The organism is Pseudonocardia sp. DR1-2, assembly GCF_023717215.1.
Classification (GTDB): domain Bacteria; phylum Actinomycetota; class Actinomycetes; order Mycobacteriales; family Pseudonocardiaceae; genus Pseudonocardia; species Pseudonocardia alni.
In genome coordinates, this window is sequence record NZ_JAMQOF010000007.1 from 370191 (window position 1) to 391190 (window position 21000).

The window sequence follows — 21000 nt, forward strand, 5'->3', positions numbered from 1 at the left end:
CAGGAGGCGCGAAACGTGAGCGACCACAGCACCGACCGCCGCGACGCCGGCACCGCCCTGTCCCCGGGCGCGTCGCCGGTCCCGGACGGGCCGAAGCTGGTCGTGCGTGGCGCGCGCGAGCACAACCTGCAGGGCATCGACATCGACCTGCCCCGCGACAGCATGATCGTCTTCACCGGGCTGTCCGGGTCCGGCAAGTCCAGCCTGGCGTTCGACACGATCTTCGCCGAGGGTCAGCGGCGCTACGTCGAGTCCCTCTCGGCCTACGCGCGCCAGTTCCTCGGGCAGATGGACAAGCCCGACGTCGACTTCATCGAGGGACTGTCCCCGGCGGTCTCGATCGACCAGAAGTCGACCAACCGCAACCCGCGGTCGACGGTCGGCACGATCACCGAGATCCACGACTACCTGCGGCTGCTCTACGCCCGCGCCGGCATCCCGCACTGCCCGACCTGCGGCGAGCGGATCGAGAAGCAGACCCCGCAGCAGATCGTCGACCAGGTCCTGGAGATGGAGCAGGGCAGCCGCTTCCAGGTGCTCGCGCCGGTCGTGCGCACCCGCAAGGGCGAGTTCGTCGACCTGTTCGGGAACCTGCAGGCCCAGGGCTACTCCCGCGTCCTCGTCGACGGCACGGTCCACCCGCTCTCGGACCCCCCGAAGCTGAAGAAGCAGGAGAAGCACGACATCTCCGTCGTCGTCGACCGGCTCTCGGTGAAGGCGACCGCCAAGCAGCGCCTCACCGACTCGGTGGAGACCGCGCTGCGGCTGGCCGACGGCCTGGTCGTGCTGGACTTCGTGGACCTGCCCGACGACGACCCGCAGCGCGAGCGCCGCTTCTCCGAGAAGATGGCCTGCCCGAACGGGCACACCCTCGCCGTCGACGACCTCGAGCCCCGCACGTTCTCCTTCAACTCGCCCTACGGCGCCTGCCCGGCCTGCTCCGGCATCGGCATCAAGAAGGAGGTCGACCCCGAGCTGGTCGTCCCCGACCCGGACCTGTCCCTCGGCGACGGCGCGATCGCGCCCTGGTCGTCCGGGCACAACGCGGAGTACTTCGGCAGGCTGCTGTCCGGCCTGGCCGCCGCGGTCGGGTTCCGGATGGACACCCCCTGGCGCAAGCTGCCCGCCGCCGCCCAGAAGGCGGTCCTGCACGGCAGCGACGACCAGGTCCACGTGCGCTACCGCAACCGCTACGGCCGCGAGCGCTCGTACTACGCGAACTTCGAAGGCGTCATGCCGTTCCTCGAGCGCCGCCTGGAGCAGACCGAGTCCGAGTCGCAGCGGGAGCGCTACGAGGGCTACATGCGCGACATCCCCTGCCCCGCCTGCAACGGCGCCCGGCTGCGCCCCGAGGTGCTGTCGGTGACCCTGCCGCACCGCGACCTGGGGGAGCGGTCGATCGCGCAGGTGTCGAACATGTCGGTCGCCGAGTGCTCGCAGTTCCTGAACGGCATGGTCCTCGACGACCGGCAGGCCATGATCGCCGGCGCGGTGCTCAAGGAGGTGCAGGCCCGGCTGGGCTTCCTGCTCGACGTCGGGCTGGACTACCTGTCGCTGGACCGCGCCGCGGGCACGCTGTCCGGCGGCGAGGCGCAGCGCATCCGGCTGGCCACCCAGATCGGCTCCGGCCTGGTCGGGGTCCTCTACGTGCTCGACGAGCCGTCGATCGGGCTGCACCAGCGCGACAACCGGCGGCTGATCGACACGCTGACCCGGCTCAAGGAGCTGGGCAACACCCTGATCGTCGTCGAGCACGACGAGGACACCATCCGCGCCTCGGACTGGGCGGTCGACATCGGCCCCGGCGCCGGTGAGCACGGCGGGCGCGTCGTGCACTCCGGCACCATCGCCGACCTGGAGTCGCACGACACCTCGCTGACCGGTGCCTACCTGTCCGGGCGCAAGTCGATCCCGCTGCCCGAGCGCCGCGAGCTCGACCACGACCGCAGGCTGACCATCGTCGGCGCCCGCGAGCACAACCTGCGCGGCATCGACGTCGACGTGCCGCTCGGCGGCCTGGTGTCGATCACCGGGGTGTCCGGGTCCGGCAAGTCGACGCTGATCAACGACATCCTCGCCACGGTGCTGGCGAACCGGCTCAACGGCGCCCGCCAGGTGCCGGGCCGGCACACCCGGATCAACGGCATCGACGAGCTCGACAAGCTCGTCCGGGTCGACCAGTCGCCGATCGGGCGGACCCCGCGGTCCAACCCGGCGACCTACACCGGCGTGTGGGACAAGGTCCGCAAGCTGTTCGCCGCGACCACGGAGGCGAAGGTCCGCGGCTACGCCGAGGGCCGCTTCTCCTTCAACGTCAAGGGCGGCCGCTGCGAGGCGTGCACCGGCGACGGCACGATCAAGATCGAGATGAACTTCCTGCCGGACGTCTACGTTCCGTGCGAGGTCTGCAAGGGAGCCCGGTACAACCGGGAGACCCTCGAGGTCCACTACAAGGGCAAGACCGTCGCGGACGTCCTCGACATGCCGATCGAGGAGGCCGCCGAGTTCTTCGAGCCGATCACCTCGATCGCCCGCTACCTGCGGACCCTGGTCGACGTCGGCCTCGGCTACGTCCGGCTCGGGCAGCCCGCGCCGACGCTGTCCGGCGGTGAGGCCCAGCGCGTCAAGCTCGCCAGCGAGCTGCAGAAGCGCAGCAACGGCCGCACCGTCTACATCCTCGACGAGCCGACCACCGGTCTGCACTTCGAGGACATCCGCAAGCTCCTCGCCGTCATCCAGGGGCTGGCGGACAAGGGCAACACCGTGATCGTGATCGAGCACAACCTCGACGTCATCAAGACCTCGGACTGGGTCATCGACATGGGCCCGGAGGGCGGCTCGGGCGGCGGGACCGTGGTGGCCCAGGGGACACCGGAGCAGATCGCGGCACACCCCGACAGCCACACCGGCCGGTTCCTGCGCGACCTGGTCACCCCGGACGACACACCGGTCAAGCCGGTCCGGCGGCGGACCTCGTCGTCGAACGGCAACGGCACCGCGGGCGCGGGGCGGCCGGCGACCGCACGGCGCAGCCGGGCCAAGGCCGCCAGCGCGGGCTGAGCCCGGCCCCGGCCCGGAGTCCGCGCAGGTCCCGGCCCGGACCCCGCGTTCCCGGCTCACCGGCGGCCTGTTACCCTCGGGAATGCGACCACCCGGGATCGCGTTGACACGTGTGTTCCGGGCGTCAAGTGGAGCCCCGCTCCCACCCGCGCCGTGATCGTAACGGTGTCCGGGTCCATGGTCCGGCTTCGCGGCAGCATTCTGTCGCGGGCCGATCAACGGGTCTTCGCTTGTCGTCGCCGGCAGCAGGTAGTAGCGACACAGCGAGTCACACAGGAGACCCCATCAGCACAGAGCCCCGCATCAACGACCGCATCCGCGTGCCCGAGGTCCGCCTCGTGGGCCCGAACGGCGAGCAGGTCGGGATCGTGCGCATCGAGGACGCCCTCAAGCTGGCCCAGGACGCCGACCTCGACCTCGTCGAGGTCGCCGGCCAGGCCCGCCCGCCGGTCTGCAAGCTCATGGACTACGGAAAGTTCAAGTACGAGAGCGCGCAGAAGGCCCGGGAGTCCCGGCGCAACCAGCAGCTCACCGTGATCAAGGAGCAGAAGCTCCGGCCGAAGATCGACAAGCACGACTACGAGACGAAGCGCGGTCACGTCATCCGCTTCCTCGAAGGCGGCAACAAGGTCAAGGTCACGATCATGTTCCGTGGTCGCGAGCAGTCGCGTCCCGAGCTGGGCTACCGCCTGCTCCAGCGCCTGGCCGAGGACATCGGTGACATGGCCGTCGTCGAGGCCGCTCCGAAACAGGACGGCCGCAACATGACGATGGTGCTGGCACCGACCAAGAAGCCGGCGTCGCGCAAGACGACGGCGGCAGCCAGCTCCGACGCCCCGGCAGACGCCGAGGCGTGAGGTCCCGCTCCCGTGCCCGGCCGCAGCCGGGCACGGGAGGGACACGCAGTACCCGCACCGACCCCCGGAACCTCGGGGGCCGACATCGAACGGATACGTCATGCCGAAGAACAAGACGCACAAGGGGACCGCGAAGCGCGTCCGCATCACCGGTGGCGGCAAGCTCATGCGCCAGCAGGCCGGGCTGCGGCACCGTCTCGAGGTCAAGTCGCGCAAGGAGAAGCGCGACCTGTCGGGCACCGTCGAGCTCGCCAAGGCCGATGTGAAGCGCGTCAAGAAGCTGCTCGGTCACTGACCTTCCGCCCCTTTCACGAACCCCGGCACGCCGTACCCCCATCGCGGTAGCGCCGGAGAAGCCCCAGGAGATACCCCATGGCACGCGTGAAGCGCTCCGTGAACGCCCAGAAGAAGCGCCGCACCACGCTGGAGTCGGCCGCCGGCTACCGCGGGCAGCGCTCGCGGCTGTACCGCAAGGCCAAGGAGCAGATGCTCCACTCGATGAACTACGCCTACCGGGACCGTCGTGCGCGCAAGGGCGACTTCCGGCAGCTGTGGATCACTCGTATCAACGCCGCGGCCCGCGCCAACGACATGACCTACAACCGGTTCATCCAGGGCCTGAAGGCCGCCGGTGTCGAGGTCGACCGCAAGAACCTCGCCGAGATCGCCGTCAGCGACCCGGCCGCCTTCGCCGCGCTCGTCGCGGTGGCGAAGGAGAACCTGCCGGTCGGCACCGAGCAGGGCTCCGCGGCCTGAGGTGACCCGAGGCGACATCGAGTCGCGCGGCGCCGGCGAGCGCTCCGCGGACTCCACGCCCGGTACCGAACGCACTCCGCGCGTTGCCGCAGCACGCAAGCTGCTGCGGCGCGCGGGGCGCGATCGGGCCGGGCGTTTCCTCGTGGAGGGCGCCCAGGCCGTCCGCGAGGCCCTCGCCGCCGTGACGGTGCACGAGCTGTTCGTCACCGCCGTCGCCGCCGAGCGCCACCCCGAGCTGGTCGAGGCCGCGGAGCGCTCCGGCGCCCGCGTGTCCCCGGTGACGGACAAGGCCGCCGCGGGTCTGTCCGAGACGGTCACCCCGCAGGGGATCGTCGCCGTCTGCGACCTGCTCGACGTCCCGGTCGCCACCGCGCTGGCCGGGGTCCCCGGATTCGTCACGGTCTGCGACGGCATCTCCGACCCCGGCAACGTCGGCACCGTGATCAGGGTCGCCGACGCGGCGGGCTGCGACGCGGTCCTCCTGGCGGGGGACACCGTCGACCCGCACAACGGCAAGGCCGTCCGGGCCTCCACCGGCAGCGTGTTCCACCTGCCGCTGGCCCGCGACCGGGACGCGCCCGCCGTCGTCGAGATGTGCCGCGCGGCCGGGCTGACCACGCTCGTCGCCGACGGCCACGGCGAGGTCGACCTGCACGACCCCGCCGTCACCCCGACCCTCGCCGGTCCCGTCGCCTGGATCCTCGGCAGCGAGGCGCACGGCCCGTCGGCCGAGGTGCACGCCGCCGCCGACCACCGCGTCCGCGTCCCGATCCACGGCCGCGCCGAGTCGCTGAACCTCGCCACCGCCGCGGCGATCTGCCTGTACGCGACGGTCGGGGCCCGCGCGGGCGTCGCCCCGCAGCTGTCCCCGGCGCGCGACTGAAACCGCCTCGCGGCCGCCCTCTACGATCGTGGGCACCATGAGTGAGAACGACACGGCGAGCCCTCTCGACCCGGATGCACTGAAGGCCGCGGTGGAGGCCGCCCGCACGGCGTTCGACGAGGCGGGCGACCTCGACGCGCTGGCCGCGGCGAAGCCCGCGCACCTCGGCGACCGCGCCCCGATCCCGATGGCCCGCCGGTCGCTCGGGCAGCTGCCCGGCCCCGAGCGCGCCGACGCCGGCAAGCGGGTCAACGCCGCCCGCGTGGAGGCCCAGGCCGCGTTCGACGCGCGCCGCGAGGTCCTGCTCGTCGAGCGCGACGCCCGGGTGCTGGCCGAGGAGGCCGTCGACGTCACGCTGCCCTGGGACCGTCGCCCGCGCGGCGCGCGCCACCCCATCACACAGCTGTCCGAGCGGATCGCCGACATCTTCGTCGGGATGGGCTGGGAGGTCGCGGAGGGTCCCGAGGTCGAGGCGTCGTGGCTGAACTTCGACGCGCTCAACTTCGGCAAGGACCACCCCGCCCGCACCATGCAGGACACCTTCTACCTGGGTGACCCCGAGCGCGGGCAGGACTCGGGCACGGTGCTGCGCACGCACACCTCGCCGGTGCAGGTCCGGTCGCTGCTGGAGCGCGAGCTGCCGGTCTACGTGGCCTGCCCCGGCCGGACCTTCCGCACCGACGAGCTCGACGCCACCCACACCCCGGTGTTCCACCAGGTCGAGGGCCTCGCCGTCGACCGCGGGCTGACCCTGGCCCACCTCAAGGGGACGCTCGACGCGTTCGCCCGCGCGGTGTTCGGCCCGGAGGCCGGCACCCGGATGCGGCCGTCGTACTTCCCGTTCACCGAGCCGTCGGCCGAGGTGGACCTGTGGTTCCCGCAGAAGAAGGGCGGCCCCGGCTGGGTCGAGTGGGGCGGTTGCGGCATGGTCAACCCCAACGTCCTGCGCGCCTGCGGCGTCGACACCGACGTCTACTCCGGTTTCGCGTTCGGCATGGGCATCGAGCGGACCCTGATGTTCCGCAACGGCATCCCGGACATGCGGGACATGGTCGAGGGCGACGTGCGCTTCTCGACCGCGTTCGGCGTCTGACCCGGCCCACCCCGCTTCCACACGAGGAGTTCTGAGCAGTGCGAGTGTCCGCGTCCTGGCTCGCCCGGCACATCGACCCGGCGGCGCTGCCCGCCGGTCCCGAGGCGATCGGCGACGCCTTCGTCCGCGTCGGGCTGGAGGTCGAGGAGATCCACCCGGCCCCCGCGGTCACCGGGCCGGTCACGGTCGCCCGGGTGGAGGAGATCGAGGAGCTCACCGGGTTCAAGAAGCCGATCCGGTACTGCCGGGTGGGCTTCGAGGGCCAGCGCCACCGCTACGTGGTGTGCGGCGCCCGCAACTTCGCGGTCGGCGACCTCGTCGTCGTCACCGAGCCGGGTGCGGTGCTGCCCGGTGACTTCGCGATCGCCCAGCGCACGACCTACGGCAAGGTCTCCGACGGCATGATCGCCTCGGCGAAGGAGCTCGGCCTCGGCGCCGAGAGCGGCGGCATCCTCGTGCTGCCGCCCGGCACCGCCGAGCCCGGCGACGACGCCCTCGACGTCCTCGGCCTGTCCGAGCCCGTCGTCGAGCTGGCCGTCACGCCGGACCGGGGCTACTGCTTCGCCGTCCGCGGTCTCGCCCGCGAGCTCGCGACCTCGCTCGACGCCGACTACACCGACCCGGTCACCCGGGTCACCGTCCCGGACACCACCGGCGACGCGTGGCCGGTGCGGCTCGCCGACACCGATGCCTGCCCGCGGTTCGTCGCCCGCCGGGTGGACGGCGTCGACCCGGCCGCGCCCAGCCCCTGGTGGATGCAGCGCGCGCTGCTCTCGGCCGGGATGCGGCCGATCTCGCTGATCGTCGACGTCACCAACTTCGTGATGCTCGACCTCGGCCAGCCGCTGCACGCCTACGACGCCACCCGCCTGACCGGCGCCATCGAGGTCCGCCGCGCGACGACGGGGGAGAAGCTGCAGACCCTCGACGGCCACACCCGCGCCCTGGACACCGACGACCTGCTCATCACCGACGACTCCGGCCCGATCGGGCTCGCCGGCGTCATGGGCGGCGCGTCCACCGAGATCCCCGCGCCGGAGGACCTCGCCGACGGCGCCCGGGTCGACGTGCTGCTGGAGGCCGCGCACTTCTCCCCACCGGTGATCGCGCGCGCCGCGCGCCGGCACAAGCTGCCCAGCGAGGCGTCCAAGCGGTTCGAGCGGGTGGTGGATCCGGCGCTGCCGCCGGTCGCGGCCGAGCGCGCCGCGCAGCTGCTCGTCGAGCTCGGCGGCGGGACCCTCGCCGACGGCCGCACCGACGCCGGCGGGGTCCCCGCCGTCGCGAGCGTGCGGATGCCGCTGTCGATGCCCGACCGTGTCGCCGGCGTCGACTACCCGCGCGGGGCCACCGTGCGCCGCCTGACCCAGGTCGGCTGCGCCGTCTCGCTGGACACCGGTGCCGGCGGCGAGGGCGTCGTCGTCGCGACCCCGCCGACCTGGCGCCCGGATCTCACCATGGCCGCCGACCTCGTGGAGGAGGTGCTGCGCCTGGAGGGCTACGACGCCATCCCCTCCGTGCTGCCCACCGCCCCGGCCGGCCGTGGCCTGACCGCCGCCCAGCGGCGCCGCCGCGCGGTGTCGCGCGCCCTGGCCGAGGCCGGCCACGTCGAGGTGCTGCCGTTCCCGTTCGTCTCCGACGCCGTCTGGGACGACCTGGGCCTGCCCGCCGACGACGAGCGCCGCCGCACCGTGGCCGTCACCAACCCGCTCGACGCCGAGCGGTCCCGGCTCACGACGACCCTGCTCCCCGGTCTGCTGGACATGCTGGTGCGCAACCGTTCCCGCGGCGCCGAGGACCTCGCGCTGTACGCGATCGCGCAGGTCGTGCAGCCGGGGGAGAGCACCCCCGCGATGCCCGACCCGGCCGTGACCGGCCGTCCGTCCGACGCCGAGTACGCCGCCCTGCGCGCCGCGCTGCCCGACCAGCCCGTCCACGTCGGGGTCGTCCTCGCCGGGAACCGCGAGCCGCGCGGCTGGTGGGGCCGGGGCCGTCCCGCCGCCTGGTCCGACGCCGTCGAGGCGGCCCGGCTGACCGGTGCCGCCGCCGGGGTGGAGCTGCGGCCGCGTCGCGCCGAGCGGGCGCCGTGGCACCCGGGCCGGTGCGCGGAGCTCGTCGTCGTGGGCACCGACACCGTCGTCGGGTACGCCGGCGAGCTGCACCCCAAGGTCGTCGAGGCGCTGGGGCTGCCGGCCCGCACCGCCGCGGCCGAGATCGACCTCGACGCGGTCCCGCTGCGGGAGAACCTGCCCGTGCCGCGGGTGTCGGCGTTCCCGCCGGTCGCCGTGGACGTCGCGCTGGTCGCCGACGAGACGGTCCCGGCCGCAGACCTCGCCGACGCGCTCACCGCGGGCGCGGGGGAGCTGCTGGAGTCGGTGCGGCTGTTCGACGTCTACACCGGCGACCAGGTCGGACAGGGCCGCCGCTCGCTGGCGTTTTCGCTGCGCCTGCGCGCCGCGGACCGCACGCTGACCAGTGAGGAGGCGAACGCCGCGCGGGACGCGGCGGTCGCCGAGGCCACTGCCCGGCACGGAGCCGCGCTGCGCTGACCCCGGTCCGCGGCGGGCCCGCGCCGGGCCACGGCCGGCTCAGCGCGGGGCCGCCGCGACGGCGGCGACCGCGGCGGCCCGCCACCGGTCGCGGGACGGTGTCCGCCCCGCGACCGCCACCGTCACCAGGTACCGGGCGGTGGCCAGCTGCAGGGTCGGCCCGGCGACGGTGTCGAGCACCGTCGCGGAGGTCCCCGCCGGGAGCCCGGTCACCGCGCTGCCGTGCCGGGCGCCGGCGACGTAGCCGGCCGGCGTGCCCCGGTTCGTCGTGTACACGTTGACCGACACCGTCACGCCGTCGGCGAGCGCGAAGCAGGCCCGGGTGCGGGTCCCGTCGGTGCGGGTGACGACGGCGTTCGTCGCCGGCGCGACCGGCGGCCCGCCCAGCAGGCCGGTCAGCGCCGCCCGGTCGAGCAGGCACTCGTCGGCCACCACGTCCGAGGTCAGCGGGGCCGGAGCGGCCGGAGAGGCGGGCCGGGCCGTGGCGCGCGCCGTACCCGGGGAGGGCCGGACCCGGCCGTCCGGGACACGGGACGCGCCGTCCCCGACCGGCACCGGCGGCACCGTGCGCGCCACACCGGCCCCGCCGTCGGGCGGACCGGACGGGACCCCGGACGGGGGCGGCACCGGGACGGGCGGGACCGTCGCCGTCGGACGGCCGTCGGTGGTCGGGGCGGCGAGCGGCCCGCTCGACAGCGGCCCCGGCACCGTGAACGACGTCGGCGGCCGTCGCGTGGGCTCCACCGGCGCCGCCCCGGACGGCGGCAGCGCGGGTCCCTGCCCCGTCGGCCACGGCGTCCCGGACACGGTCGACGCGCAGCCGCCGAGCAGCCCCGCGAGCACCGCCGCGACGGCCGCCGTGCGCGCCACCGACCGTCCCCGTGCGGGCGCTCCCGCGCCCGGTCCCACCCCGCGTGTCACCCGTCGCCGCACCCGCGGGAAACTAGGCGTCGCACGCGGCCGCCGGGCCGGTTCCGCACCGGCCGGTCGCGATCGTGAATCCCGATTGCATGGCTTTCCGGTGGCGTGCATACTCATCCACGTGGTACGCATCGCAGTGGCGGGAGCCAGTGGCTACGCCGGGGGAGAGCTCCTCCGGCTGCTGCTCGCACATCCCGATGTGGAGATCGGCGCCCTCACGGCCGGCGGCAACGCGGGGACGCGTCTGGGCGAGCACCAGCCGCACCTGACCCCGCTCGCGGACCGCGTCCTGGGCGAGAGCACGGCGGAGAACCTCGCCGGACACGACGCGGTGTTCCTCGCACTCCCGCACGGCAGGTCCGCCGAGCTGGCGGCCCAGCTGGGGCCGGACACGCTCGTCGTGGACTGCGGGGCGGACCACCGCCTCACCGACCCGGCCGCCTGGGACCGCTGGTACGGCGGCGAGCACGCCGGGCACTGGCCCTACGGGCTGCCCGAGCTGCCCGGCGCCCGGGCCGCGCTGACCGGCACCCGTCGGGTCGCGGTGCCGGGCTGCTACCCGACGGGCACCAGCCTCGCGCTGGTCCCGGCCCTGGTCGCCGGCCTGGTCGCCCCCGAGGTCGTGATCACCGCGGTCACCGGCACCTCCGGCGCGGGCAAGTCGCCCAAGCCGCACCTGCTGGGCGCGGAGGTCATGGGGTCGCTGTCGGCGTACGGCGTCGGCGGCGTGCACCGGCACACCCCGGAGATCGCGCAGAACCTGTCCACCGCGCTCGGTTCTCCCGTGTCGGTGAGCTTCACCCCGGTGCTCGCGCCGCTGCCGCGCGGCATCCTCGCCTCCTGCTCCGCCCCGCTGGCCGACCCGGCGACCGACGCCGAGGCGGTCCGGGCGGTCTACGAGAAGGCCTACGCCGACGAGCCGTTCGTGCGGCTGCTGCCCGAGGGGCAGTGGCCCACCACAGCGCAGACCCTCGGCTCCAACATGGTCGCGCTGCAGGTCACCGTCGACGTCGACGCCGCCCGGCTGGTCGTCGTCTCCGCGATCGACAACCTCACCAAGGGCACCGCGGGCGGCGCCGTCCAGTGCATGAACCTGGCCCTCGGTCTGCCCGAGACCACCGGCCTGCCGACGACGGGAGTGGCGCCGTGAGCGTGACCGCAGCCCAGGGCTTCCGGGCCGCCGGGATCGCCGCCGGGATCAAGAAGTCCGGGAGGGCCGACCTGGCGCTCGTCGTCAACGACGGCCCGCGCGCCGAGGCCGCCGGGGTCTTCACCCGCAACAAGGTCAAGGCCGCCCCCGTCCTCTGGTCCCAGCAGGTGCTGACCACCGGCTCGCTGCGCGCGGTCGTCCTCAACTCCGGCGGGGCGAACGCCTGCACCGGCGCCGAGGGCTTCCAGGTCGCGCACGCCACCGCGGAGCAGGTCGCCGAGGTGGTCGGCTGCGGCGCGATCGACGTCGCCGTGTGCTCCACCGGCCTGATCGGTGAGCAGCTCCCGCGGGAGACCGTGCTGGCCGGGGTCCGGTCGGCCGCCGCGGAGCTGGCGTCCGGGCCCGAGGCCGGGTCCGCCGTCGCCGCCGCGATCATGACGACCGACACCGTCCCGAAGGAGTCCGCGGTGACCGACCCGGCGGGCTGGACCGTCGGGGGCACCACCAAGGGCGCCGGGATGATCTCCCCGTCGATGGCGACCATGCTCAGCGTGCTCACCACCGACGCCGTCCTCGACCGGGCGACGCTCGACGCCGCGCTGCGCGAGGCGGTCCGCTACAGCTTCGACCGGCTCGACGTCGACGGCTCGATGTCCACCAACGACACCGTGCTGGTGCTGGCCTCCGGCGCGTCCGGCGTCGAGGCCGACCAGGCGGTGTTCACCGCCGCGCTCACCCGCGTGTGCCGCGACCTCGCCGAGCAGATGCAGGCCGACGCCGAGGGCGTCACCAAGCGGATCACCGTGCGGGTCACCGGCGCCGCCTCCGAGGACGACGCGGTCACCGTCGCCCGCACGATCGCCCGCGACTCCCTGGTCAAGACCGCGATGTTCGGGTCCGACCCGAACTGGGGCCGGGTCGCGGCCTCCGCCGGGTACGCCGACGCCGAGATCGACCCCGAGCGCCTCGACGTCACGATCAACGGCGTGCTGCTGTGCAAGGGCGCCGTCGTCGCCGGGGACCGGGCCGACTGCGACCTGTCCGGGAAGGACGTGCTGATCGAGGTCGAGCTGGGCCTGTCCGGTGGGGCCGACGGGCACACCGCCGAGATCCGGACCACCGACCTGTCGCACGCCTACGTGGAGGAGAACAGTGCCTACTCCTCCTGAGCCGGTCGCCCCGGACGCGCTGCCGCAGCCGCAGATCGCGCCGTCCCCGGAGACCCCGGCGCGGCTGAAGCGGGCGGGGGAGAAGGCCGGTGTGCTCGCCGAGGCGCTGCCCTGGCTGCAGCGCTTCCACGGCCGGATCGTCGTCGTCAAGTACGGCGGCAACGCCATGATCGACGACGAGCTGAAGCAGGCCTTCGCCCGGGACATGGTGTTCCTGCGGCTCGCGGGCATCCACCCGGTCGTCGTGCACGGCGGCGGGCCGCAGATCTCGGCGATGCTGAAGCGGCTCGGCATGCCCGGCGAGTTCCGCGGCGGCCTGCGCGTCACCACCCCGGAGACGATGGAGATCGTCCGGATGGTGCTGTTCGGCCAGGTCGGGCGCGAGCTGGTCGGGCTGATCAACGCCCACGGGCCGCTCGCCGTCGGCCTGTCCGGGGAGGACGCGGGCCTGTTCACGGCCGAGAAGCGCACCGCGCTGGTCGGGGGCGAGCCCGTCGACATCGGCCTGGTCGGTGACGTCACGAAGGTCAACCCGGACGCGGTGCTGGACATCATCGCGGCGGGTCGCATCCCGGTCGTCGCCGGGATCGCGCCGGACGCCGACGGGCAGGTCCACAACATCAACGCCGACAGCGCCGCCGCGGCGCTCGCCGGCGCGCTGGACGCCGCGAAGCTCGTGGTGCTCACCGACGTCGAGGGGCTCTACGCGAACTACCCCGACCCGGAGTCGATCATCACCTCGCTGACCGCGGACCAGCTCGAGCCGATGCTGCCCCGCCTGGAGAGCGGCATGGCCCCGAAGATGGAGGCCTGCCTGCGCGCCGTGCGGTCGGGCGTCGGACAGGCCCACGTGATCGACGGGCGGGTGCCGCACTCGGTCCTGCTCGAGGTGTTCACGCACGAAGGCGTCGGCACCATGGTGCTGCCGGACGCCACAGCTGGGGGAACGACATGACCACGCACGCGCAGCGGTGGCAGGCCGCACTGATGAACAACTACGGCACCCCGCCGCTGACCCTGGTCCGCGGCGAGGGCGCCCGCGTCTGGGACGCCGAGGGTCGCGCGTACCTGGACCTCTACTCCGGGATCGCGGTCAACGCGCTCGGACACGCGCACCCGGCCGTCGTCGAGGCGGTGTCCGAGCAGGTCCGCACCCTGGGCCACACCTCGAACTTCTTCATCACCGAGCCCGCGCTGCAGCTCGCCGAGCGGCTGCAGGCACTGCTCGGCCGCGACGACGCCCGGACCCTGCTCTGCAACTCCGGCACCGAGGCCAACGAGGCCGCCTTCAAGATCGCCCGCCGGACCGGCCGGCCGGAGATCGTCGCCTGCGAGGGCGCGTTCCACGGCCGCACGATGGGTGCGCTCGCGCTGACCGGGCAGCCCGCCAAGCGGGCCCCGTTCGAGCCGATGCCCGCCGGGGTGACCCACATCCCGTTCGGTGACGCCGCCGCACTCGACGCCGCCGTCACCGAACGGACCGCCGCGGTGTTCCTGGAGCCGATCCTCGGCGAGGCCGGGGTGATCGTGCCGCCCGAGGGGTACCTGGCGCAGGCCCGTCGGATCACCGCCGAGCGCGGCGCACTGCTGGTCCTCGACGAGGTGCAGACCGGCATCGGCCGTACCGGGTACTGGTTCGCCCACCAGGCGCACGGCATCGTCCCCGACGTGATCACCCTGGCCAAGGGCCTCGGCGGCGGTCTCCCGATCGGGGCCTGCGTCGGGTTCGGCGACGCCGCAGCCCTGCTCGAGCCCGGCCAGCACGGCACCACCTTCGGCGGCAACCCGGTGTCGTGCGCCGCGGCGCTCGCCGTCCTCGACACGGTCGCCGCCGAGGGGCTGCTCGCCCACGTCGACCGGCTCGGCAAGGAGATCCGCAGCCGGATCGAGGGTCTCGGCCACCCCCTGGTCGGCGACGTCTCCGGCGCCGGTCTGCACATCGGCGTCGGCCTCACCGCGCCGGTCGCCGCCCAGGCCGCCGCGGCCGCGCGCGACGCCGGGATCCTGGTGAACAACGCCACCCCGGACCGGCTGCGGCTGGCCCCGGCCCTGACCCTGACCGACGACGAGGCCGAGGAGTTCCTGACGGCGCTGCCCGCCGTCCTCGACGCGGCCGCCGCCCAGCACGAGGGGCAGGGGAACTGATGGTCCGCCACCTGCTCCGCGACGACGACCTGACCCCGGCCGAGCAGGCCGAGGTCCTCGACCTCGCCGACCGGCTCAAGGCCGACCCGTTCGCCGAGCGCCCGCTCGCCGGGCCGCGCGCCGTGGGGGTCGTGTTCGACAAGTCCTCCACCCGCACCCGGGTGTCGTTCGAGGCCGGGATCACTCAGCTCGGCGGCACCGCGATCATCCTCGACGGCACCACCAGCCAGCTGGGGCGCGGCGAGACGATCTCCGACACCTCCCGGGTGCTGTCGCGCTACGTCGACGCGATCGTGTGGCGCACCAGCGGCCAGGAGCGGATCCGGGAGATGGCCGGCGCGGCGACCGTGCCGGTCGTCAACGCGCTCACCGACCTGTTCCACCCGTGCCAGATCCTGGCGGACCTGCAGACCGTGCGGGAGCGGTTCGGCCGCCTCGCCGGGCTCACCCTGACCTACCTCGGCGACGGCGCGAACAACATCGCCCACTCGCTGCTGCTCGGCGGGGCCACCGCCGGGCTGCACGTCCGGATCGCCGCACCCGCCGGGTTCACCCCCGACGACGACGTGCTGCGCGATGCGAAGACCCGGGCCGAGCAGACCGGGGGATCGGTCACGCTCGTCGCGGACCCGGTCGCCGCCGTCGACGGCGCCCAGGTCGTCGTCACCGACACCTGGACCTCGATGGGCCAGGAGGACGACGGGCTGGACCGGGTGGCGCCGTTCCGGCCCTACCAGGTGAACGCCGCCCTGCTGGAGCGCGCCGCACCGGACGCGATCGTGCTGCACTGCCTGCCCGCCCACCGGGGCGACGAGATCACCGACGAGGTCCTCGACGGCCCCGCCAGCGCCGTCTGGGACGAGGCCGAGAACCGGTTGCACGCGCAGAAGGCGCTGCTCACCTGGCTCCTGCGGCATGGGTGAGGCGGACCGCGACCGCAGGAACCCGGTGAGCCGGGCCAGCCGGCAGGCGGCCGTCCTCGACGTGGTCTGGAACTACGAGCTGAGCAGCCAGGTGGAGATCATGGGGTTGCTCCACGAGCGGCACGGCATCGAGACGACCCAGGCCACGCTCTCGCGAGACCTGGACGAACTGGGCGCGGTGAAGCTCCGCGGCGCGGACGGCGGGCAGCCGGTCTACCGCATCCCCGAGGACGGCAGCCCCGTGCGCGGGGTCGAGGGCGGCACCGGGCGGGTCGCCCGGTTGCTGGGGGAGCTGCTCGTGTCCGCCGACGCGAGTGGGAACCTGGCGGTCCTGCGGACCCCGCCGGGCGCGGCGCACTACCTCGCGAGCGCACTCGACCGGGCCGCACTGCACGACGTCGTCGGCACCATCGCCGGCGACGACACGGTCATCGTCGTCGCCCGCGAGCCCCTCACCGGGGCGGAGCTGGCCGAACGGCTGCAGGACCTGCCCCGGAGGGCCCACGCGGCCGCCGGGACGCACGACGAACGAGAAGGAGACCCGACATGACCGACGCGGACGCCCGACAGGGCGCGGTCGCCGGTGGCGGAGCGCTGTGGGGTGGCCGGTTCGCGTCCGGTCCGGCCGACGCGCTCGCGGCGCTGTCGAAGTCCACCCACTTCGACTGGGCACTGGCCCCCTACGACATCCGCGGCTCGAAGGCGCACGCCCGGGTCCTGCACCGCGCCGGTCTGCTGACCGACGAGGAGCTGTCGGGGATGCACAAGGCGCTCGACGAGCTCGCCGCCGACGTCGCCTCCGGGGCGTTCGGCCCCGACCCGGGCGACGAGGACGTGCACACCGCGCTGGAGCGCGGCCTCATCGAGCGGGCCGGTGCCGACCTGGGCGGCAAGCTGCGGGCCGGTCGCTCGCGCAACGACCAGGTCGCCACCCAGTTCCGGATGTGGCTGCGCGACGCCACGCGACGGGTCGGCTCCGGTGTGCTCGACGTCGTCGACGCCCTCGTCGCCCAGGCGCAGGCCCACCCCGGCACGCCGATGCCCGGCCGCACCCACCTGCAGCACGCCCAGCCGGTGCTGCTCGGCCACCAGCTGGCCGCGCACGCCCAGGCCCTGCTGCGCGACGTCGACCGGCTCGCCGACTGGGACCGGCGCAGCGCCTGGTCGCCCTACGGCTCCGGCGCGCTCGCCGGGTCCTCGCTCGGGCTCGACCCGGAGGCCGTCGCCGCCGAGCTCGGCTTCACCGGGTCCTCGGCCAACTCGATCGACGGGACCGCCTCGCGGGACTTCGCCGCCGAGGCCGCGTTCGTCCTCGCGATGATCGGCGTCGACCTGTCGCGGCTGTCGGAGGAGATCATCCTCTGGGCGACGGCCGAGTTCGGCTACGTCACCCTCGACGACGCGTTCTCCACCGGCAGCTCGATCATGCCGCAGAAGAAGAACCCCGACGTCGCCGAGCTGGCCCGCGGCAAGTCCGGCCGGCTCGTCGGCAACCTCGCCGGGCTCATGACCACCCTCAAGGGGCTCCCGCTGGCCTACAACCGGGACCTCCAGGAGGACAAGGAGCCGCTGTTCGACTCCGTCGCGCAGCTGGAGCTCCTGCTCCCCGCGGTCGCCGGGATGGTGGCCACCCTGACCTTCCACACCGGGCGGCTCGCCGAGCTGGCCCCGGCCGGGTTCACCCTCGCCACCGACGTCGCCGAGTGGCTCGTCCGGCAGGGCGTCCCGTTCCGCGTGGCGCACGAGGCCGCGGGCGGCTGCGTCCGCGCCGCCGAGGCCCGCGGCGTCGGGCTGGAGGACCTGACCGACGCCGAGCTGGCCGCCGTGCACCCGGCACTCGACCCGAGTGTCCGCGACGTACTGACCGTGGAAGGCTCCATCGCGTCGCGGAACGCGCGCGGTGGGACGGCCGGCGACCGGGTCGCCGAGCAGCTCACCGACCTGCGTACCGCGGTCGCAGCAGCGCGAGAGTTCACCGGAGGAACCGCATGACCGACCCTGCCGCAGCCTACGAGGAGCTCAAGGCCGCCGGCCTGCAGCTCGACCTGACGCGGGGCAAGCCGTCCGCGCAGCAGCTGGACCTGTCCCACGAGCTGCTCGGTCTGCCGGGTGCGGGACAGTTCCGCGCGGCCGACGGCACCGACACCCGCAACTACGGCGGCGGCCAGGGTCTGCCCGAGCTGCGGGAGATCTTCGCGCCGTCGCTGCAGGTCCCGGTCGGGCAGCTGGTGGCATCGAACAACTCCAGCCTGGAGCTGATGCACGACACGCTCGTGCACGCGTTGCTGACCGCGCTGCCCGGCGCCCCGACCCGCTGGGTCGACGCCGGCCGGGTCGCGTTCATCGCCCCGGTCCCCGGCTACGACCGCCACTACGGCGTGTGCGAGCGGCTCGGGATCGACCTGGTCACCGTCCCGATGACCGCGGACGGCCCCGACATGGACGAGGTCGAGCGGCTCGTCGCCGAGGACCCGTCGATCAAGGGCATCTGGTGCGTGCCGAAGTACTCGAACCCCGACGGGGTCGTCTACTCCGACGAGGTCGTGCGCCGGCTGGCCACCATGCCGACCGCCGCGCCGGACTTCCGGATCATGTGGGACAACGCCTACGCGGTGCACCACCTGACCACCGAGGAGGTCGAGATCGCCGACGTCCTCACCCTGGCCGCCGACGCGGGCAACGCGGACCGCCCGTTCGTCTTCGGGTCCACCTCCAAGATCACCCTCGCCGGTGCGGGCGTCGCGTTCTTCGGTGCCTCGCCGGCGAACGTCGACTGGTGGCTGAAGCTGGCGTCGAAGAAGACGATCGGCCCGGACAAGGTCAACCACCTGCGGCACGCGCTGTTCCTCAAGGACGCCGCCGGGCTGCGGGCGCACATGGCCGCCCACCGCGAGCTGATCGCGCCGAAGTTCGCCGCGGTCGACCGGCTGCTGACCGAGGCGTTCTCCGACGTCGAGGGCGTGTCCTGGACCAAGCCCCGGGGCGGCTACTTCGTGAGCCTGACCGTCCCGGACGGCCTCGCCTCGGAGGTCGTGCGGCTGGCGAAGGAGGCGGGCGTCGTCCTGACCCCGGCCGGTGCGACGCACCCCTACGGCAAGGACCCGCAGGACGCGACCATCCGCCTCGCCCCGACCCTGCCCCCGCTCGACGAGGTCGAGAAGGCCATGGCCGGTGTCGTGACCTGCGTGCAGCTGGCGCTCGCGCGCCGCTGACGGTGGACGACCACATGGCGGGGCCCGGCCGGGACGACCGGCCGGGCCCCGCCGGTCTGCTGGACCGGTCCGCCCTGGCCGTCGACGTCCTGCCCGCCGCACGACGCCTGCTCGGCTGCGTCCTCGAGGCCGACACCCCCGACGGCACGGTCGCGGTGCGCCTCGTCGAGGTGGAGGCCTACCGGGGCCGCGACGACCCCGCGTCGCACTGCTACCGCGGCCGGACCCCGCGCAACGCGGTGATGTTCGGCCCACCCGGGCACCTGTACGTCTACTTCGTCTACGGCATGCACTTCTGCGCGAACGTCTCGTGCCTGTCCGACGGCGAGCCGGGCGCGGTGCTGCTGCGCGCCGGGGAGCTGCTCACCGACCCGGGGGTGGCCCGGGAGCGCCGGCCCACCGCCCGTCGCGATGCGGACCTGGCCCGCGGGCCCGCGCGCCTCGCCGCGCTCCTCGGGCTGCGCCGTGAGGATGACGGGGCCGACGTCACCGACCCTGCCTCCCGGGTGCGGCTGCGCGCCGGGGCCCCGGTCGCCCCGGAGCTCGTCCGGACCGGCCCCCGGGTGGGCGTCGCAGCGGCGGCCGAGCTGCCGTGGCGCCACTGGGTCGACGGCTCACCGGCGGTCAGTCCGTACCGGGCCGGGACGCGCCGTCGTCGCAGCGCCTGAGGCACCCGCGTGCACGGGCCGCGGCGGCCCGACCAAGATGGGCACCGTGGGTACCGACATCCTCGACGACCTGGAGTGGCGCGGCCTGATCGCGCAGAGCACCGACCGCGACGCGCTCGCGAAGGAGCTCGCCGCCGACGACCCGGTGTCGATCTATGCGGGCTTCGACCCGACCGCGTCGAGCCTGCACGCCGGGCACCTGATCCCGATGCTGACCCTGCGTCGCTTCCAGGAGGCCGGGCACCGTCCGGTCATCCTCGCGGGCGGGGCGACCGGGATGATCGGGGACCCGCGCGACGTGGGGGAGCGGACGCTCAACGACGCCTCGACCGTCGCCGACTGGACGGTGCTCATCCGGGGCCAGCTGGAGCGGTTCGTGTCCTTCGACGACGGGCCGACCGGCGCCGTCGCCGTCAACAACCTGGACTGGACCGGGCAGCAGACGGTGCTGGAGTTCCTGCGCGATCTCGGCAAGCACTTCCCGGTCAGCACGATGATCTCGCGGGACACGGTGAAGCGCCGCCTCGCCGGCGACGGGATGTCCTACACCGAGTTCAGCTACCTGCTGCTCCAGGCCCAGGACTACCTGCACCTGTACCGCGAGCTGGGGGTGCGGCTACAGATCGGCGGCTCCGACCAGTGGGGCAACATCGTCGGCGGTGTCGACCTCGTCCGCCGGGTGACCGGCGACCACGTCCACGCGCTGACGCTGCAGCTGGTCACCGACTCCGAGGGTCGCAAGTTCGGCAAGTCCACCGGGGGCGGCAACGTCTGGCTCGACCCGGAGCGCACCTCGCCGTACGCCTGGTACCAGTACTTCGTGAACGTCGCCGACGCCGACGCGATCACCTACCTCAAGCTGTTCACCTTCCTCGACCGCGCCGAGATCGAGGCACTGGAGACAGAGCTCGCCGAGAAGCCGCATCTGCGTGGCGCGCAACGACGTCTCGCCGCCGAGCTGACGACGCTGGTGCACGGCGAGGAGCAGACGAAGCAGGTGACGACGGCGAGCCAGGCCCTGTTCGGCCGCGCGGAGCTCACCGACCTGGACGCGGCCACCCTCGGTGCTGCGCTCGCCGAGGTGCCGACGGCCGACGCCGGCCCGGGCGACACGATCGTCGACCTGCTCGTCGCCACCGGTCTGACCGACAGCAAGGGAGCCGCGCGCCGCGCCGTGAAGGAGGGCGGGGCGTACGTCAACAACGTCAAGGTCGTCGACGAGGAGTGGGTCCCGGGTGCCGGGGACGTCCTCGACGGCGGCTGGCTGGTGGTGCGGCGGGGGAAGCGCAACCTGGCCGGTGTGCGGGTCGGATCGGCGTGATCGGCCGCTGACCTGCGGGAACGCTGAACAGGTACCCCCCTGTGAATCGCCTCCGGGCCGTCCTGTAACTTTCTCGTTGTCGCCAGGACGGGACGGACGAGAGCGAGACCGGCCGAGAGGCCAGGGACGCTGATCCGGCCCGGAGGCGACGGCCCACGAACTCCACCTCGGTGGAGATCCGGCCGCCCGGAGTAAGGCTTGACGCTGCTCTCCGGTACACGTAGCATAAGAGAGTTGCCTCCTAGCGGGGCCAACTCTGACGCCCCGGGGTGACGGCCATCAGGCCCGGTCCTCGA

At 73.8% G+C, this 21000-nt stretch carries 18 protein-coding genes; 17 read left to right on the top strand and 1 reads right to left on the bottom strand.

Features of this window, described 5'->3' with window-relative positions:
• Positions 1-57: 57 nt before the first annotated feature.
• From uvrA to pheT, 7 genes are all read left to right on the top strand, one after another.
• The gene (gene uvrA / locus ND486_RS22380) at positions 58-3060 is read left to right on the top strand and encodes an excinuclease ABC subunit UvrA (RefSeq protein ID WP_073577119.1); all 3003 of its coding nucleotides are present in this window, start codon (positions 58-60) and stop codon (positions 3058-3060) included.
• A gap of 230 nt (positions 3061-3290) precedes the next feature.
• The gene (gene infC, locus ND486_RS22385; RefSeq protein WP_073576959.1) at positions 3291-3917 is read left to right on the top strand and encodes a translation initiation factor IF-3; all 627 of its coding nucleotides are present in this window, start codon (positions 3291-3293) and stop codon (positions 3915-3917) included.
• A gap of 100 nt (positions 3918-4017) precedes the next feature.
• Complete coding sequence (gene rpmI, locus ND486_RS22390; RefSeq protein ID WP_020623393.1) at positions 4018-4212, top strand: 50S ribosomal protein L35; 195 nt, start codon at positions 4018-4020, stop codon at positions 4210-4212.
• 77 nt (positions 4213-4289) lie between these two features.
• The gene (gene rplT, locus ND486_RS22395) at positions 4290-4673 is read left to right on the top strand and encodes a 50S ribosomal protein L20 (protein WP_020623392.1); all 384 of its coding nucleotides are present in this window, start codon (positions 4290-4292) and stop codon (positions 4671-4673) included.
• A 16-nt stretch (positions 4674-4689) separates the two neighbouring features.
• Positions 4690-5556 carry an RNA methyltransferase gene (locus ND486_RS22400; protein WP_062404719.1) on the top strand — a complete coding sequence of 289 codons (867 nt, stop codon included), beginning with the start codon at positions 4690-4692 and terminating at the stop codon, positions 5554-5556.
• 37 nt (positions 5557-5593) lie between these two features.
• The gene (gene pheS / locus ND486_RS22405; RefSeq protein ID WP_251786447.1) at positions 5594-6649 is read left to right on the top strand and encodes a phenylalanine--tRNA ligase subunit alpha; all 1056 of its coding nucleotides are present in this window, start codon (positions 5594-5596) and stop codon (positions 6647-6649) included.
• Positions 6650-6687: 38 nt separating this feature from the next.
• Complete coding sequence (gene pheT, locus ND486_RS22410) at positions 6688-9195, top strand: phenylalanine--tRNA ligase subunit beta (protein WP_251786448.1); 2508 nt, start codon at positions 6688-6690, stop codon at positions 9193-9195.
• Positions 9196-9234: 39 nt separating this feature from the next.
• Here pheT and ND486_RS22415 read toward each other — a convergent pair whose 3' ends face one another.
• The gene (locus tag ND486_RS22415; RefSeq protein WP_251786449.1) at positions 9235-10065 is read right to left on the bottom strand and encodes a hypothetical protein; all 831 of its coding nucleotides are present in this window, start codon (positions 10063-10065) and stop codon (positions 9235-9237) included.
• Between the two features lie 166 nt (positions 10066-10231).
• Here ND486_RS22415 and argC point away from each other — a divergent pair, with 166 nt between their 5' ends.
• From argC to tyrS, 10 genes are read left to right on the top strand one after another with little or no spacing between them, the layout of a single operon-like run.
• Positions 10232-11266, top strand: coding sequence for an N-acetyl-gamma-glutamyl-phosphate reductase (gene argC / locus ND486_RS22420; protein WP_251786477.1), 1035 nt, complete (start codon positions 10232-10234; stop codon positions 11264-11266).
• Positions 11263-12435 carry a bifunctional glutamate N-acetyltransferase/amino-acid acetyltransferase ArgJ gene (gene argJ, locus ND486_RS22425; protein ID WP_251786450.1) on the top strand — a complete coding sequence of 391 codons (1173 nt, stop codon included), beginning with the start codon at positions 11263-11265 and terminating at the stop codon, positions 12433-12435. The genes argC and argJ overlap by 4 nt, the downstream gene beginning before the upstream one ends.
• A 34-nt stretch (positions 12436-12469) precedes the next feature.
• Positions 12470-13390, top strand: a complete 921-nt coding sequence (gene argB / locus ND486_RS22430; protein ID WP_062404726.1) for an acetylglutamate kinase — start codon at positions 12470-12472, stop codon at positions 13388-13390.
• Positions 13387-14580 carry an acetylornithine transaminase gene (locus tag ND486_RS22435; protein ID WP_251786451.1) on the top strand — a complete coding sequence of 398 codons (1194 nt, stop codon included), beginning with the start codon at positions 13387-13389 and terminating at the stop codon, positions 14578-14580. Before argB ends, ND486_RS22435 begins: the two co-directional genes overlap by 4 nt.
• Positions 14580-15503: an ornithine carbamoyltransferase gene (gene argF / locus ND486_RS22440; RefSeq protein ID WP_251786452.1), complete on the top strand. Its 924-nt coding sequence runs from the start codon at positions 14580-14582 to the stop codon at positions 15501-15503. The genes ND486_RS22435 and argF overlap by 1 nt, the downstream gene beginning before the upstream one ends.
• Positions 15496-16053: an arginine repressor gene (locus ND486_RS22445; protein ID WP_251786453.1), complete on the top strand. Its 558-nt coding sequence runs from the start codon at positions 15496-15498 to the stop codon at positions 16051-16053. Before argF ends, ND486_RS22445 begins: the two co-directional genes overlap by 8 nt.
• Positions 16050-17495: an argininosuccinate lyase gene (gene argH, locus ND486_RS22450; RefSeq protein ID WP_251786454.1), complete on the top strand. Its 1446-nt coding sequence runs from the start codon at positions 16050-16052 to the stop codon at positions 17493-17495. The genes ND486_RS22445 and argH overlap by 4 nt, the downstream gene beginning before the upstream one ends.
• Entirely contained in the window at positions 17492-18715 is a 1224-nt protein-coding gene (locus ND486_RS22455; RefSeq protein WP_251786455.1) for an aminotransferase class I/II-fold pyridoxal phosphate-dependent enzyme, read from the top strand. Before argH ends, ND486_RS22455 begins: the two co-directional genes overlap by 4 nt.
• A 14-nt stretch (positions 18716-18729) precedes the next feature.
• Positions 18730-19383, top strand: a complete 654-nt coding sequence (locus tag ND486_RS22460; RefSeq protein WP_251786456.1) for a DNA-3-methyladenine glycosylase — start codon at positions 18730-18732, stop codon at positions 19381-19383.
• Positions 19384-19420: 37 nt separating this feature from the next.
• The gene (gene tyrS, locus ND486_RS22465; protein WP_285899073.1) at positions 19421-20704 is read left to right on the top strand and encodes a tyrosine--tRNA ligase; all 1284 of its coding nucleotides are present in this window, start codon (positions 19421-19423) and stop codon (positions 20702-20704) included.
• Positions 20705-21000 lie beyond the last annotated feature (296 nt).